General features: G+C 72.7%; 13 protein-coding genes. 4 read left to right on the top strand and 9 right to left on the bottom strand.

Annotation, left to right across the window (positions count from 1 at the left end; all coding sequences use genetic code 11):
• From BKE38_RS20315 to BKE38_RS20295, 5 genes are all read right to left on the bottom strand, one after another.
• On the bottom strand, positions 1–644 hold a 644-nt coding region (locus BKE38_RS20315; RefSeq protein ID WP_131829668.1), incomplete at its 3' end, for a hypothetical protein.
• Between the two features lie 116 nt (positions 645–760).
• Positions 761–1261 (bottom strand): copper chaperone PCu(A)C, encoded by a 501-nt coding sequence (locus tag BKE38_RS20310; RefSeq protein WP_076959071.1) that lies wholly within the window; start codon positions 1259–1261, stop codon positions 761–763.
• Positions 1262–1338: 77 nt separating this feature from the next.
• On the bottom strand, positions 1339–1749 hold the full coding sequence (locus BKE38_RS30945) for a hypothetical protein (protein ID WP_076959070.1): 411 nt from the start codon (positions 1747–1749) through the stop codon (positions 1339–1341).
• A gap of 120 nt (positions 1750–1869) precedes the next feature.
• The gene (gene thpR / locus BKE38_RS20300) at positions 1870–2454 is read right to left on the bottom strand and encodes an RNA 2',3'-cyclic phosphodiesterase (RefSeq protein ID WP_076959069.1); all 585 of its coding nucleotides are present in this window, start codon (positions 2452–2454) and stop codon (positions 1870–1872) included.
• Positions 2455–2460: 6 nt separating this feature from the next.
• A complete protein-coding gene (locus BKE38_RS20295; RefSeq protein WP_242662501.1) occupies positions 2461–3009 on the bottom strand; it encodes an arylesterase in 549 nt (182 codons plus the stop codon).
• Positions 3010–3136: 127 nt separating this feature from the next.
• Between BKE38_RS20295 and BKE38_RS20290 the strand changes: the two genes are divergently transcribed.
• The 3 genes from BKE38_RS20290 to BKE38_RS20280 all read left to right on the top strand — a co-directional run bounded on the left by BKE38_RS20290 (position 3137) and on the right by BKE38_RS20280 (position 7349).
• Positions 3137–3880 carry an ABC transporter ATP-binding protein gene (locus BKE38_RS20290; protein WP_083747715.1) on the top strand — a complete coding sequence of 248 codons (744 nt, stop codon included), beginning with the start codon at positions 3137–3139 and terminating at the stop codon, positions 3878–3880.
• Positions 3877–6423 carry an ABC transporter permease gene (locus BKE38_RS20285; protein ID WP_242662500.1) on the top strand — a complete coding sequence of 849 codons (2547 nt, stop codon included), beginning with the start codon at positions 3877–3879 and terminating at the stop codon, positions 6421–6423. Before BKE38_RS20290 ends, BKE38_RS20285 begins: the two co-directional genes overlap by 4 nt.
• A gap of 140 nt (positions 6424–6563) precedes the next feature.
• A complete protein-coding gene (locus BKE38_RS20280; RefSeq protein ID WP_076959068.1) occupies positions 6564–7349 on the top strand; it encodes a Bax inhibitor-1/YccA family protein in 786 nt (261 codons plus the stop codon).
• Positions 7350–7542: 193 nt separating this feature from the next.
• Here BKE38_RS20280 and BKE38_RS20275 read toward each other — a convergent pair whose 3' ends face one another.
• From BKE38_RS20275 to BKE38_RS20260, 4 genes are all read right to left on the bottom strand, one after another.
• A complete protein-coding gene (locus BKE38_RS20275) occupies positions 7543–8127 on the bottom strand; it encodes a CarD family transcriptional regulator (RefSeq protein ID WP_076959067.1) in 585 nt (194 codons plus the stop codon).
• 367 nt (positions 8128–8494) lie between these two features.
• The gene (gene fdxA, locus BKE38_RS20270; protein WP_076959066.1) at positions 8495–8827 is read right to left on the bottom strand and encodes a ferredoxin FdxA; all 333 of its coding nucleotides are present in this window, start codon (positions 8825–8827) and stop codon (positions 8495–8497) included.
• Positions 8828–8972: 145 nt separating this feature from the next.
• Complete coding sequence (locus BKE38_RS20265) at positions 8973–9296, bottom strand: RNA-binding S4 domain-containing protein (RefSeq protein ID WP_076959065.1); 324 nt, start codon at positions 9294–9296, stop codon at positions 8973–8975.
• 13 nt (positions 9297–9309) lie between these two features.
• Positions 9310–12324, bottom strand: coding sequence for a helicase-related protein (locus BKE38_RS20260; protein WP_367596084.1), 3015 nt, complete (start codon positions 12322–12324; stop codon positions 9310–9312).
• Between the two features lie 119 nt (positions 12325–12443).
• On the opposite strand from BKE38_RS20260, the gene BKE38_RS20255 reads away from it, so the two are divergent.
• Positions 12444–13610: an MFS transporter gene (locus BKE38_RS20255; protein ID WP_076959063.1), complete on the top strand. Its 1167-nt coding sequence runs from the start codon at positions 12444–12446 to the stop codon at positions 13608–13610.
• The last annotated feature ends 61 nt before the right edge of the window (positions 13611–13671 follow it).

The raw sequence follows: 13671 nt of genomic DNA, 5'->3' as shown, positions 1-13671 counted from the left end.
GGGCTCGGGAGTCCAGGGGCGGCGGCGGGCTGGGCGGTTTCGATCATCTGCTGCGCGGTGGCCTGGGCGCGGTTGGCCTCGGCCAGCTGCTGCAGCAGGGAGCGGCCATAGGTCGCGGCGCCCGACAGGCCGACGATCAGCCCGCCCAGCAGCAGCAGGCCCAGGATCAGCAGGGTGATGAAGCTGCTGGTGGCCTGGGCGGGGCGGGCCAGCGTTGGATAGGCCGACATCGCCATGTCGCGGCGCAGGCTGTAGCCGGGCACCAGCGGGCTGCGGCGGCGGCGCCAGCGATGCGGCAGCCGCATGAAGCCGACGGTCATGGTGGTGAAGGCGATGCTCAGCCCGTTGGCCGGGGCGACCATGCTGCTCAGCCGGTCGCGCAGCATCAGCAGGAAGGCCGCGTCCTCGGCCTGGCGGTTCTCGTCGCCGGCCGGCGGCAGGCGCAGCTTGGCGACATGGGCCAGGATGGCCTGGAGGGTCGGCTCGCCCTCCTGCCCGGGCAGCACCAGGGCAGGGCGGTTGTCGCCCTTGGCGGTCAGCGTCGTCAGGGACTGGTTGTTCTGCCGCGAGACATGGTCGAGCAGCAGATAGACCTCGTCCAGCAACTCCTTGAAGAAGAAGATGCGTGGATTGCCCGTCACCATCGCGGCCGCCTCCCCCGAGAGCTGCGGCCGCGGATCATGCTGGGACCAGAATGAAAATCCCAGGTAAATAGCCGACGATGGACAACCCTTCAGCGCGGGTCGTCCACCGCCACGCCTCAGTGGTTGTGGCCGCCGGCCGGGGCACCCGAGGGGCGGAAGCCGGCGGATTCGACGGCCAGCTCCACCGTGACCTCGCCGCCGCGGGCGAAGACCAGGGTGACGGGCACGCGCTGGCCCTGGACCAGGGCCTCCTGCAGCCCGATCAGCATCAGGTGGAAGCTGCCGGGGGTGAAGGCGACCTCGGCGCCGGGGGCGATCTCGACGCCGCCCTCGACCTGGCGCATCCGCATCACGTCGCCTTCGCGCAGATGGGTGTGGATCTCCACCGTGCGGGCGATGGCGGCGCGGGCGGCCACCAGACGGTCGGGCGTGCTGCCGTTGTTCTTCAGCGTCATGAAGCCGGCGCCGGTGCCGCGCGGCGGGGCGGCGCGGCTCCAGGGATGGCCGATGGCGATGTCACCGGCGGTATAGCCATGGGCCGCGGCGCGCCGCGGCAGGAGGGGAAGGAAGGCGGCGGCGGCGAGGCCGGCGAGCAGCGGGCGGCGGGAAAAGACCATGGTCTGGACGTCCTGGAGCGGCCGCGGGCAGGCGCCGCGCGGCCTCGGAGGAAAAGAATTGTAACGGCGGACCGGATTCAGGCGGCGCCGGGTGGCCCGCGCGCGACGAAGGGCGAGGCGCGGGCGGCCGGCAGGGGCGGCGCCTCCCGCAGCGCGACGGCCCGGACCTCGGCCAGGTGCCAGCGCGGCGGCGGCAGGGCCGGGGGCTCCGGTGCCCAGGCCTGCGGCAGGGCCTGGGCCACGGCACAGAAGCCGGGTTCGCCATGGTCGGGGGCGGCCGGATCGCCCGTGCCCATGGCCATGCCGTCCGGCGTGCAGATCGGCATGGCGATGCCCAGCACCGCCCAGCCTTGCGCTGCTTCCCGGGCCGCGCTGGCCGGCCGGGCCGTGCGCAGGCAATGCGCCGGCGCTGCCACGCTCTGGCCGAGCAGCAGCAGGCCGACAAGGCTCAGCAGCAGGGCGCGCAGCAGGGAGGATCGCCGGGTCACGGCGGATGGCCTAGACCAGGATGCCCGGGCTGGAAAGCGGGCATCCTGTCCGGCCGGCGACCGGCTTCGCCCGATCCCGTGAAACAGGCCGACCGGCCATTCCGCCTCAGACCATCAGGCTCAGACCCCGGCGGCGCGGGCCGGGAGCTCCTCGGCATCGACCGGCGGCCGGGCCAGGGCATAGTCGACCTCGGCCTCGTAATGCGCCTGCTCCTTGCCCAGCCGCGAGGAGAACAGGGAGAAATGGTCGATCGGCACCGGGTCGGGGCGGAACAGGTTGTGCGTCTGGACGAAGCTGATCAGCTTGTCCGGCGCGGCGCGCTCGGTGCGGGCCAGGGTGACATGGGGCGCGAAGCGGCGCCGCTCGGGCGGCAGGCCGGCGCGCTGCAGCGCCGTCTCCACCTTGGACTGCAGGTGCAGCAGCCGGTCGCTGCGCTCGACCTTGACGTGCAGCGAGGTGATCCGCCCGGCCTTCTCGAAGATGTCGAGGCCGGACAGCGCCAGGTCGAAGGGCTTGGCGCGGATGCCGGACAGGGCCTCGTCGACCTCGTCGGCCTGCCAGCCTTCGATCTCGCCGATGAAGCGCAGCGTCAGGTGGTAGTTCTCAGGCGCGACCCAGCGGGCGCCGGGAATGCCGCCGGCGAGATCCGCCAGCTGCTCCCGCAAGGGATCGGGCAGGGCCAGGGCGACGAACAGGCGTGGCATGGTGGCTCAACCTCCCTGCACCTTGGACAGAAGCTCCCGCATGGCGGGAAGCATGCGGCGTGCCACTTCCTGCGCGCCCGCCGGATTCGGATGGATCCGGTCGGGCTGGTTCAGCGCGGGGTCGCCGGCGACGCCGTCCAGCAGAAAGGGATAGAACACGGCGCCGGGGTGCTCGGCCGCCAGTTTCCGGAATGTCTCCGAGAATTCACGTCCGTAGTCGGCGCCCAGATTGGGCGGCGCCAGCATGCCGGCCAGCAGCGTGGGCAGGCCGCGTGCCTGCAGCCGCGCCAGGATATCGGCCAGATTGGCGTAGGATTCGGCAGGCGCCAGGCCGCGCAGCCCGTCATTGCCGCCGAGCGCCACCACCACCGCCTGCGGCTGGTCGGCCAGCGCCCATTCCAGCCGCGACTTGCCGCCGGCCGTGGTGTCGCCGGAAACCCCCGCCTCGATGATGGTGACGTTCAGCCCGGCGGCCTTCAGGGCGGCCTCGAGCTGCGCCGGCAGCGCCTCGGGCTTCGCCAGCCCATAGCCGGCGGTGATCGAATCGCCCAGCATCAGCACCCGGATCGGAGCTGGCTGTGCCTCCACCCCCTGTGGCCAGGTGACAGCTGAGACAGAAAGAAACAATCCCAGGCCCAGAAATGCCCTTCGCACTGCGGCGCGGCGGCCATATCTGCGGGTCATGCCGGACGTACCAGACGCCATCCTCTCCCCCGCGCCAGCGCCCCGGAACGGGGCGGGAAGCGACCCCCGCCTGATCACGGCGCGGGGTCTGACCCTCAAGGTGGCGGCGGCCGGGGGGGAGGTCAACATCCTCCGCGGCCTTGATCTGGATGTGCAACGGGGCGAGGCCGTCGGCCTGGTCGGCCCCTCCGGCTCCGGCAAGACGTCTCTCCTCATGCTGCTCGCGGGGCTGGAAAGGGCGACCGGCGGGGAGCTCAGCGTCGCGGGGGAAAACCTGGCCTCGCTCAGCGAGGATGCGCTGGCCCGCTTCCGCCGCGACCATCTCGGCATCGTCTTCCAGGCCTTCCACCTGATCCCGACCATGTCGGCGCTGGAGAACGTGGCGGTGCCGCTGGAATTCTCCGGAAGGGCCGATGCCTTCGACCGCGCCCGGCTGGCGCTGCGGCGGGTCGGCCTCGGCCACCGGCTGGACCACTATCCCGGTCAGCTCTCCGGCGGCGAGCAGCAGCGCGTGGCGCTGGCCCGCGCCGTGGTCGGCGAGCCCAGCCTGCTGCTGGCCGACGAGCCCACCGGCAATCTCGACGGCGCCACCGGGCAATCGGTGATGGACCTGCTGTTCGGGCTGCGCGACGAGCTCGGCACCACCCTCCTGCTGATCACCCATGACCCGCTGCTGGCGGCGCGCTGCAGCCGGCGCCTGCGCATGGCCGACGGGCTGCTGGTCGCGGACGAGCGGGCGTGAGCAGCGGCGGCTTGGGCGCCAGCCTCGCCCTCGGCGCCCGCTTCGCCCGCAGGGAGCTGCGCGGCGGCATCAAGGGGCTGCGCATCGTCCTCGCCTGCCTGGCGCTGGGGGTGGCCGCCATCGCCGCCGTCGGCACGCTGCGCTCGGCGACCGAGGCGGGGCTCGCTGCCGATGGCGCCCGCATCCTGGGCGGCGACGTCGCCGTGCGCATCGCCTCGCTGCCGATGCCCGAGGCGACGCAGGACTGGATCCGCGCCCGCGGCGCCAGGCTGTCATCCGTCGTCGAGATGCGCGCCATGGCCGTCGCCCCCTCCGGCGAGCGCAGCCTGGTCGAGCTGAAGGTGGTCGACGGGCAATACCCGATCTATGGCGCGCTCGAGCTCGACCCGCCGCTGCCGGCCGGCCCTCAGGGAACCAGCCCGTCGCTGGCTGCCGGCGACGTCGCGCTGGAGCCGCTGGTGGCCGAGCGGCTGAACCTGGCGCCCGGCGACCGGCTGCGGCTGGGCGAGGCCAGCTTCCGCCTGGCCGGGCTGATCCGCTCCGAGCCCGACAAGGTGGCCAGCCCCGCCATCCTGGGCCCGCGCGCCATGATCCCGATGGCCGACCTGGCCCGCACCGGGCTGATCCAGCCGGGCAGCCTGATCCATTACGAATACCGCATCGGCCTGCCACCCGGCGCCTCGGTGCCGGGCTTCATCCGCGAGCTGCGCGCCGCCAGCCAGGACGACGGCGGCTGGCGCATCCGCGCCGCCGGCGAGGCAGCCCCCGGGGTCAACCGCTTCCTCGACCGCGCCGCCTCCTTCCTGACGCTGGCCGGGCTGACCGCGCTGCTGGTCGGCGGCATCGGCGTCGCGACGGGCGTGCGCGCCTGGCTGGACCAGCGGGCGCGCACCATCGCGACGCTGCGCTGCCTGGGCGCGCCGTCGCGGGTGATCTTCCTGACCTACCTGATCCAGGTGGCGGCGCTGTCCGCCATCGGCATCCTGCTCGGGCTGGTGGCGGGGCAGGGGCTGACCCTGCTCGGCGCCCAGGCCTTCGCCGACGCCCTGCCGGTGCCGCCGCAGCTCGGGATCTATCCTGGGCCGCTGGCCGAGGCCGCGCTCTACGGCGCGCTGACCGCGCTGGCCTTCGCGCTCTGGCCGCTGGCCCGCGCCCGCGAGATCCCGGGCGCCGCGCTGTTCCGCGACACGGTGCAGCGGGTCTCGGTGCGGCCGCGGCTGAAGCTGCTGGCGGTGAATGCGCTGGCCGTGGTGGCCCTCGTCGCGCTGGTCATCGGCAGCGCCGACCAGCCGGCCTTCGCCGCCGGCTTCTGCGCCGCCGCCGGCGCCACCCTGCTGCTGTTCCGCCTGGGCGCCGGGCTGCTGATGCGGCTCGCCCGGCGGATGCAGGGGCAGGGGCGGCCGGCCTGGCGGCTGGGCCTGGCCAACCTGCACCGCCCCGGCGCGCCGACGCCGCTGCTGCTGGTGGCGCTGGGCATCGGCCTGACCACGCTTTCGGCGGTCGCCATGATCGAGGGCAACCTGCGCCACCAGCTGAGCCAGCAGCTGCCGGGGGCGGCGCCCAATTTCTATTTCATCGACATCCAGTCCGACCAGGCGGCGCGCTTCGACGCCCTGGCCAGGGGCCTGCCCGGCGTCACCGAGGTGAAGCGCGTGCCGTCCCTGCGCGCCCGCATCACCGCCGTCATGGGCGTCCCCGTCGAGCAGATGCAGGTCGCCGAGGACAGCCGCTGGGCGCTGCGCGGCGACCGCGGCCTGACCTATGCCGCCGAGCCGCCCGAGGGCACCAAGCTGGTCGGCGGCGAATGGTGGCCGGCCGACTATCGCGGCCCGCCGCTGCTGTCGCTCGACGCCCGCCTGGCCGAGGGCTGGGGGGTCGCCGTCGGCGACACGGTGCGGCTGAACGTGCTGGGCCGCGACCTTGACTTCCGCATCGCCAATCTGCGGCAGATCGAATGGCAGGGGCTGGGGCTGAACTTCGTGCTCGTTGCCTCGCCGGGGATGCTGGAAGCCGCGCCGCACACGCATATCGCGACGGTCCGCGGCGATGCGGCGCGCGATTCGGCGGTGCTGCGCGCCGTCACCGACGCCTTCCCCAATGTCTCGGGCATCCGCGTCCGCGACGCGCTGCAGGCGGTGACCGGCCTGCTGGAGCGGCTGGGCGTCGCGCTCTCCGCCGTCTCCGGCCTGACCCTGCTGGCCGGCGGACTGGTGCTGGCCGGCGCCATGGCCGCCGGCCAGCGCCGCCGCATCCGCGACGCCGTGGTGCTGAAGGTGATCGGCGCCAGCCGCGGCCAGATCCGCCGCGCCTGGATGGTGGAGTTCGGCCTGGTCGGGCTGACCGCCGGGCTGCTGGCCGCCGCCTGCGGCACCGCGGCCAGCTGGGCGGTCGCGCGCTATGTCATGCGCACCGACTGGACCTTCCTGCCGGGGACGCTGGCCGCCACCATCCTGGGCTGCACGGCGCTGACCCTGGTGCTGGGCTATGCCGGCACGGCGCTGGCCCTGCGGGCCCGCGCGGCACCCTTGCTCCGCAACGAGTAAGCAGGCATCGAGGAGGCGAGGGATAAAGAATCTGCCAGGGCGCCCGGCCTCGCTTGGGTTTGCCGTTGATCCAGATTACCGATAGTCCATATACATCACTGACCCGCGGATTCTCCGCGCTGGGAGGAGTTTCGAACGCTATGGCCTCTGGTCCCGACTATCGTTACACGACGGGCGCGCCCGGCTGGGGCCGCGTGGCGACGGCCGACGCGGCCGCCGTCGATGCCGGGCTGCGGTCCTACATGCTGCGCGTCTACAACTGGATGGCCTCCGGCCTGGTCCTGACGGGCATCGTCGCCTACCTGATCGCCAACACGGGCGCGGCGGACCTGTTCTACACGGTCGTCCGCACCTCGCGCGGCGTGGCGACCCAGCCGACCATCCTTGGCTTCGCCGCCATGCTGGCCCCGCTCGCCTTCGTCCTGGTCCTCTCCTTCGGCATCAACCGGATGAGCAAGACCTCGGTCCAGGCGCTGTTCTGGGTGTTCTGCGCGGCGATGGGCGCCAGTATGGCGAGCATCTTCCGCGTCTATGTCGGCGCGTCGATCGCCAGCACCTTCTTCATCACCGCCGGCATGTTCGCGGCTGTCAGCCTCTACGGCTACACCACGAAGACCGACCTGACGAAGCTCGGCGCCTTCATGATGATGGGCCTGATCGGCATCATCATCGCCAGCCTGGTGAACATGTTCATCGGCAGCGGCATGATGGCCTTCATCATCAGCGTCATCGGCGTCGTCGTCTTCGTCGGCCTGACCGCCTATGACACGCAGCGCATCAAGGCGGACTACCTGGAATACGCCTATGCCGAGGGCACCGATGAAGCCGCCAAGCGCAGCGTCTTCGACGCGCTGGGCCTGTACCTGAACTTCATCAACCTGTTCCAGCTGCTGCTGCAGTTCGTCGGCGTCCGCCAGCAGGACTGATGGTCGACGGGCGGCGGGCGATGCCCGCCACCGGCGAAGCGCCAAAGAGAAACCCCGGAGGGCCGAGCCCTCCGGGGTTTTTGCTGTGCCGAGGCTGCTGCGCCGCCGGAGCTGCAGGCGGCGAAGCCGGCTGAGCGCCCGGACGGGCGCCGCGGCCTGGGCCGCGTCGCCTACCGCAGGGCGGGGCAGCCAGTCACCCCTGCTTCAGATGCTCCAGCAGCTTGTTCATCGCGGCGTTCTTGTCGCTGCCGTCGATCGCCGCCACCTCGGCCGCCAGGCGGTCCATGGCCAGCTCGTAGATCTGCCGCTCGGAGAAGGACTGGTCCGGCTGGCCGGCATTGCGGTGCAGGTCGCGCACCACCTCGGCGATCTGCACCGGGTCGCCGCTGTTGATCTTCTGCTCGTATTCCTGGGCGCGGCGCGACCACATGGTGCGCTTGATGCGGGCGCGGCCCTTCAGCGTCTCCAGCGCCTCGCCCATCATGTTGGTGCCGGCCAGCTTGCGCAGCCCCGAGGAGGCCGCCTTGTTCAGCGGCACCCGCAGCGTCATGCGGTTCTCCTCGAAGGTGACGATGATCACCTTCAGCTCGGTGCCGGCCACCGACATGGTGTCGATGCCCTGCACCTGGCCGACGCCATGCGTCGGATAGACCACGTGGTCGCCGGCCTTGAACTCGCTGCCTTGGTTGCCGAGCGGCTTGGGCGGTGGCGCCGGGCGCGACGGGCCGGCGGCGACGCCGCTCTCGGTGGAGGAGGGGGAGGAAGGGGTATCAGCCATGCCAGGTCGACATCCGGGGAAATGACGGTGAAGGGATCGGCGGGAGGATCTGGATTCGGCCGCAGCCGGCTCGGATTGCGAAGGGGGTGGACCGCGCGCCGGCCGGTGGCTTCATCCGCTCTCAACTCCTGCGAGGCAAAAGGCCCCGGGCTGAGGCGCCGGGACAGGAAGCACCATCGCCGCCCTCTGATCCGGTTCCAGCACCCGGAGGCGGCCCAATGACGCGCGACACGTCCAGAAAGGGTGGGGCCGCGCCGTGGCGCGGACAACCTTCCCCATTGGCCACCCTAGCAAAAAAAACCGCGCGCGTCACCCATGCCCGCCGGGCAGGGCGGGAGGGCGAGGCGCGCGGGCTGTTTGAAAGATGTCAGACGCTGCCGGGATTGGGGTCGAAGAACTGCTTCTTGTCGGGCTTGCCGTTCCAGTCCTCGGCATCGGCCGGGGCGTCGCCCTTGCGGGTGATGTTCGGCCATTGCTGGGAATAGGTGCGGTTCAGCTCGGCCCAGTCGGCCGCCTTGTCGTCGCTGTCGGGGAAGATCGCCTCGGCCGGGCATTCCGGCTCGCACACGCCGCAGTCGATGCATTCGTCCGGATGGATGACCAGCATGTTCTCGCCCACGTAGAAGCAGTCCACCGGGCAGACTTCCACGCAATCCATGTACTTGCAGCGAATGCAGTTCTCGGCGACGACGTAGGCCACGATCCGGATCCCTCTGGCGCGACATCCTGGCGCCTGGTCCGCAGGCGATGCGCGGCGCAGAGATGGCGCGATGCACTGGCTGGCGCAACCTTCTTTTCCGCACGTCGGGCCTGCGTCGCCGCGCGCCTTGGGCCAGGCCCGGGCCTCAGTCCCCGGCAGGGTCCCGGGGTGGCGCGGAGGGCGGCGCCGACAGGTCCTCGTAGAGGCTGCGGGCCTCCGGCGCCGGGCCGCGGCGCTCGGCCAGGGCCAGGATGCGCCAGACCTTCAGCACGCCGTTGGGGCCGCCCAGCGCAAGGGTGATGACATCGCCCGGGCGCAGCCTGGCATGCGCCTTCTCGACCGGCTGGCGGTTCAGCCGCAGCCGCCCGGCCTCGATCAGCCGGGCGCAGTCCGCGCGGGTCTTGGCCACCCGCGCGCACCACAGCCATTTGTCGAGTCGCTGCCAGTCCCGGTCCTCGGCTTCCGCCACGGCCGGGCCCGCCTCAGTCCTTGCCCAGCTTCAGCCGGGCCAGCACCGCGAAGGGGCTGTCGGGATCGGGGCCCTTGCCCTTGGCCGGGCCGCTGTCGAAGGAGAAGGAGCGCGGCTCCTGCCCGCGATCGTCGCGGCCGCGGCGGTCGCCGCGCGGGGGACCATCGCGGCGGTCGCCACGGGGCGGACCATCGCGGCGGTCGCCGCGGGGCGGACCATCGCGGCGATCGCCGCGTGGAGGGCCGTCGCGGCGGTCGCCGCGCGGAGGACCATCGCGCCGGTCACCGCGTGGAGGACCGTCGCCGCGCGCCTCGCGCTCCCCGCCTTGCGGACGTGGGCCGCGCGGCGGGCGCTGGCCCTCGCGGCGCGGACCGCGCTCGGGACGCGGGCCGGCGGCCTCGCCACCCTCGGTGGGGGCGGCGGATTCGGCACCCTCGGCCGGGGCCTCGCCGGCCGCGGCGGCAGCGTCGCGCGGCGGGCGCGGGCCGCGCTCGGGGCGGCGGTCGCCACCATGCGGACGGCGATCACCGCGGTGCTCGCCGGGGCGATGACGCGGGCCGCGCTCCTCGCGCCGGGCGCTGACCATGGCGGGGCCGGGCGGGCCGAAGGCGTCCTCGGCCAGCGCCTCGGCCGGCAGCAGCCGGAAGCCCAGCGTCTGCAGCACTGCCGGCAGAATGTCGGCCTTGACGCCCAGGCGGCTGGCCACGTCGGGCGGCAGCATGGCGGGCGCGCGGCGGGTCAGGTGGCCGAGCTCGCCGGCGACGCGCTCGGCGACGTCGAGCCGCAGCAGCACAGGCCCCGCGGTCACCCAGCCCATGGTCTCGGCGAAGCCTTCCGGCCAGCCCTCGGGGGGCGGGACGGAGACCAGGCCGCCGCCGGGGACGGAGGGGACGTCGCACTCGGCCTTCAGCGCCCAGAACTGGGCGCGCAGCGCCATCGGCCGGGGCTTCAGCACCTCGGGCAGGTAGAGCGCGAAGCGGCCGGCGCGGATGCCGATCCCCTTCAGCTTCTGCCGCAGCTCGGGGTTGACCTCGCCCTCGGTGCCGCCGGGCACCAGGCCCAGGAACTCGCGCAGGCGGAAGGCCGGGCCGCGCAGCGCGCCATCCTCGGCCGCCTTGGCCTCCACCGTGTCGAGCGCGGCGAATTCGCGCTTGATCATGGCCTCCAGCCAGGTCGCCAGCCGGGCGCGGATGCGCTCCTTCTGGGCCCCGTCCAGGAAGTCGGAGTCGAGCGCCTCCACCAGCGGCTTGTCCGGGGTGGGGCCGGGTCGCAGGCGGGCGACCTCGGCACCGTTCCAGGTGATCCGATGGGAGGGCGTCAGGGCGAATGCGTCGTCGGACGCGGTTTCGATCTCAGTCACGCGCTTCGGCATCTCACTCTGCAGGGCACGGCGGGCGGCACGCAGGACAAGCTTGCGCTCCTCCCCATTACCCGCAGCGGCATCGGGTTCAAACATGAAACCCGTCACATGGCCAACCGGATGGCCTTCAACCACCACCTCACCCTGGCGGGTGACGGCGGACAGCAGCTCCTCAGCCGTGTCGTCGAGGCGGCGGATCAGATGCGCGGCGCGCCGGTCCACGAAGCGGGCGGTCAGCCTTTCGTGCAGCGCGTCGCTCACCGCATCCTCGGCGGCACGGGCCTCGTTCTGGAAGCGCAGGGCGTCGCGCATCCAGTCGGCCCGGGCCGCAACATAGGTCCAGACGCGGATCGCCGATAGCCGTGCCATCAGCGTATCGAGGTCGCCCTCGGTATTTGCGCATTGCGCGATCTGCCCGGCCACCCAGTCGCCGGGCAGATGCCCCTCCTTCGCCAGATGGGTGAAGACCCGGGCGCAGAAGCGGGTGTGGCTGTCATCCGACAGCTTGCGGAAATCGGGGATCTGGCAGGCGTCCCACAGCAGCCGCAGCCGGGCGCGGCCCTGGGCCAGCTTTCTGACCTCGACGTCGCGCGACAGGGTCGCCAGCGTGATGTGGTCGGTGGCGTCGTTGCCCTTGGACAGGCCGGGCCGCGGCGGGGGCGCGCCCAGGCTGTCCAGCAGCGCGTCGATGCTGGTCATGTCCAGCGCCGAATTGCGCCAGGCCAGGGTCATCAGCGCCTCGAACTGGTGGCCCTCGATCTTGGCCACCATCTCGTCCGGCAGCGGCGGGCAGTCGGCGGTGACGCCGAAGCTGCCGTCGCGCATGCCGCGCCCGGCCCGTCCGGCGATCTGGGCGGCCTCCTGCGGCGTCAGGATGCGGGGGCGGTGGCCGTCGAACTTCTGCAGGTTGGCGAAGGCGACATGGTCGACATCCATGTTCAGCCCCATGCCGATGGCGTCGGTGGCCACCAGGAAGTCGACCTCGCGGTTCTGGTACAGCGCCACCTGGGCATTGCGGGTGCGGGGGCTGAGTCGCCCCATCACCACGGCGCAGCCGCCGCGCCGGCGCCGGATGGCCTCCGCGATGGCATAGACCTCGCCGGCCGAGAAGGCGACCACGGCCGAGCGCGGCGGCAGCCGGGTCAGCTTGGCCGGCCCCGCATAGGACAGCTCCGACAGCCGCGGCCGGGTCTCGATCTCGGCCTGGGGCACCAGCCGCTGCAGCAGCGGGCGGATGGTCTCGGCGCCGAGGAACATGGTCTCGACCAGGCCGCGGGCGTTCAGCAGCCGGTCGGTGAAGACATGGCCGCGATCGGGATCGGCGCAGAGCTGGATCTCGTCGACGGCGACGAACTCGGTGCGGCGGTCCAGCGGCATGGCCTCGACCGTGCAGGCGAACCATTTCGCCTCGGCCGGGATGATCTTCTCCTCGCCGGTGATCAGCGCGACATGGCGCGGCCCCTTCACCGCGACCATGCGGTCGTAATTCTCCCGCGCCAGCAGCCGCAGCGGGAAGCCGATGATGCCGGAGGCATGCGCCAGCATCCGGGTGATCGCCAGATGCGTCTTGCCGGTGTTGGTCGGGCCGAGCACGGCCTTGACGCGGGCCGGGAACATCGCCGAGGGACCGTGGGCGGAAGCATCGTGGGAGGGGAGGCGGAGGGCCATCGCGCCCTTAAGTGACGTGTCGCGCCCCGCGTTGCAACCAGGGGCCCTGCCGCGGCGCAGCAGGGCAGGGGTCGAATCGCCGCCCGCCCCATGGACACCCGCCGCCGGCCGCGCCGAGAATGCCGCCCCTGCCGCAGCGGTCCCTGGCCATCCACGCTCTGCCTTACCTGGCGCTCTATGGCGCCGTCTTCGCCGGCATCGGCGTGGTGCAGCCCTTCCTGCCCGCCTTCCTGGCGTCGCGCGGGCTGACCGCCGAGCAGATCGCCCTGGCGCTCGCGCTCGGCTCCGGCGTGCGGCTGGTTGCCGGCCCCGCCGCCGGCCGCTGGGCCGACCGCCTGGCCGACCCGCGGCTGCTGCTGGGCCTGATGGCCCTGGTCGCCGCCGCCGCCGCCGGCGGCTTCCTGGTGGTCGCCGGCTTCCTCGGCTTCCTGGCCGCCCAGCTGCTGCTCAACGCCGCCAGCGCGCCGCTGGTGCCGCTGTCCGACACGCTCTGCCTGGCCGCCGCCCGCGACGGCCGCTTCGACTATGGCCCGGTCCGCGCCGGCGGCTCGGTCGCCTATATCCTGGCGGCCATCCTGGCCGGCTGGCTGGTCGGCCGCTCCGGCTACGGCATCGTCCCCTGGCTGATCGCCGCGCTGCTGCTGGCGGCGCTGCTGGCCGCTGTCCTGCTGCCGCGCCCGGCCGCCGGCGGCCCGCGCCGCGGCACGGGCGGCTTCCGCGCCACGCTGCGGCTGCCCGGCTTCGCCCGGCTGCTGATCCTGTCCGGCCTGATCCAGAGCAGCCACGCCGCCTATTACGGCTTCGGCAGCATCCACTGGGCCGCCGCCGGCCATTCCGCCGCCACCATCGGCCTGCTCTGGGCCGAGGGCGTGGTCGGCGAGGTGGTGCTCTTCTACCTCGGCCGCCACCTGGTCGGGCGCATCGGCCCGCGCGGCCTGGCGCTGCTGGCCGCCGGCAGCGGCGTGCTGCGCTGGGCGATCCTGTCCAGCACCGCCTGGCTGCCCGCGCTGGTGGCGACCCAGTGGCTGCACGCCTTCACCTTCGGCGCCCAGCACCTGGCGGCGATGCACCTGCTGCTGCGCCTGGTGCCGGCCAGCCAGACCGGCACCGCCCAGTCGCTGCACGCGGCGCTCGGCGTCGGCCTGATGACCGGGGCCATGACGCTCGCCTGCGGGCCGCTCTACCGCAGCTTCGGGGGCGGGATGTTCTGGGTCATGGCGGGCCTCTGCTTGGCGGCTATCCCCCTGGCGCTGTCTTTGAAGATTCCCAGGGAAGACAAGCCGTAGGCCAGGGGAATGAATTCCCCTGGACCCCTTCTTCTTTCTGTCAGATTGCCATGTCCACGTG

Source organism: Teichococcus deserti (assembly GCF_001982615.1).
Classification (GTDB): Bacteria; Pseudomonadota; Alphaproteobacteria; order Acetobacterales; family Acetobacteraceae; genus Pseudoroseomonas; species Pseudoroseomonas deserti.
The sequence above is the reverse complement of the archived record's forward strand: the minus strand, read 5'-3'. Positions and strand labels throughout refer to the sequence as shown.

What these genes read in the sequence shown, in the direction of transcription:
- BKE38_RS20295 (WP_242662501.1), bottom strand. Translation starts at nt 3,009, where the DNA reads ATGCTGGGCGATTCGATCACCGCCGGCTATGGGCTGGCGAAGCCCGAG.
- BKE38_RS20290 (WP_083747715.1), top strand. Translation starts at nt 3,137, where the DNA reads ATGCCGGACGTACCAGACGCCATCCTCTCCCCCGCGCCAGCGCCCCGG.
- BKE38_RS20310 (WP_076959071.1), bottom strand. Translation starts at nt 1,261, where the DNA reads ATGGTCTTTTCCCGCCGCCCGCTGCTCGCCGGCCTCGCCGCCGCCGCC.
- BKE38_RS20275 (WP_076959067.1), bottom strand. Translation starts at nt 8,127, where the DNA reads ATGGCTGATACCCCTTCCTCCCCCTCCTCCACCGAGAGCGGCGTCGCC.
- BKE38_RS20255 (WP_076959063.1), top strand. Translation starts at nt 12,444, where the DNA reads ATGCCGCCCCTGCCGCAGCGGTCCCTGGCCATCCACGCTCTGCCTTAC.
- thpR (WP_076959069.1), bottom strand. Translation starts at nt 2,454, where the DNA reads ATGCCACGCCTGTTCGTCGCCCTGGCCCTGCCCGATCCCTTGCGGGAG.
- BKE38_RS20280 (WP_076959068.1), top strand. Translation starts at nt 6,564, where the DNA reads ATGGCCTCTGGTCCCGACTATCGTTACACGACGGGCGCGCCCGGCTGG.
- BKE38_RS20260 (WP_367596084.1), bottom strand. Translation starts at nt 12,324, where the DNA reads ATGGCCCTCCGCCTCCCCTCCCACGATGCTTCCGCCCACGGTCCCTCG.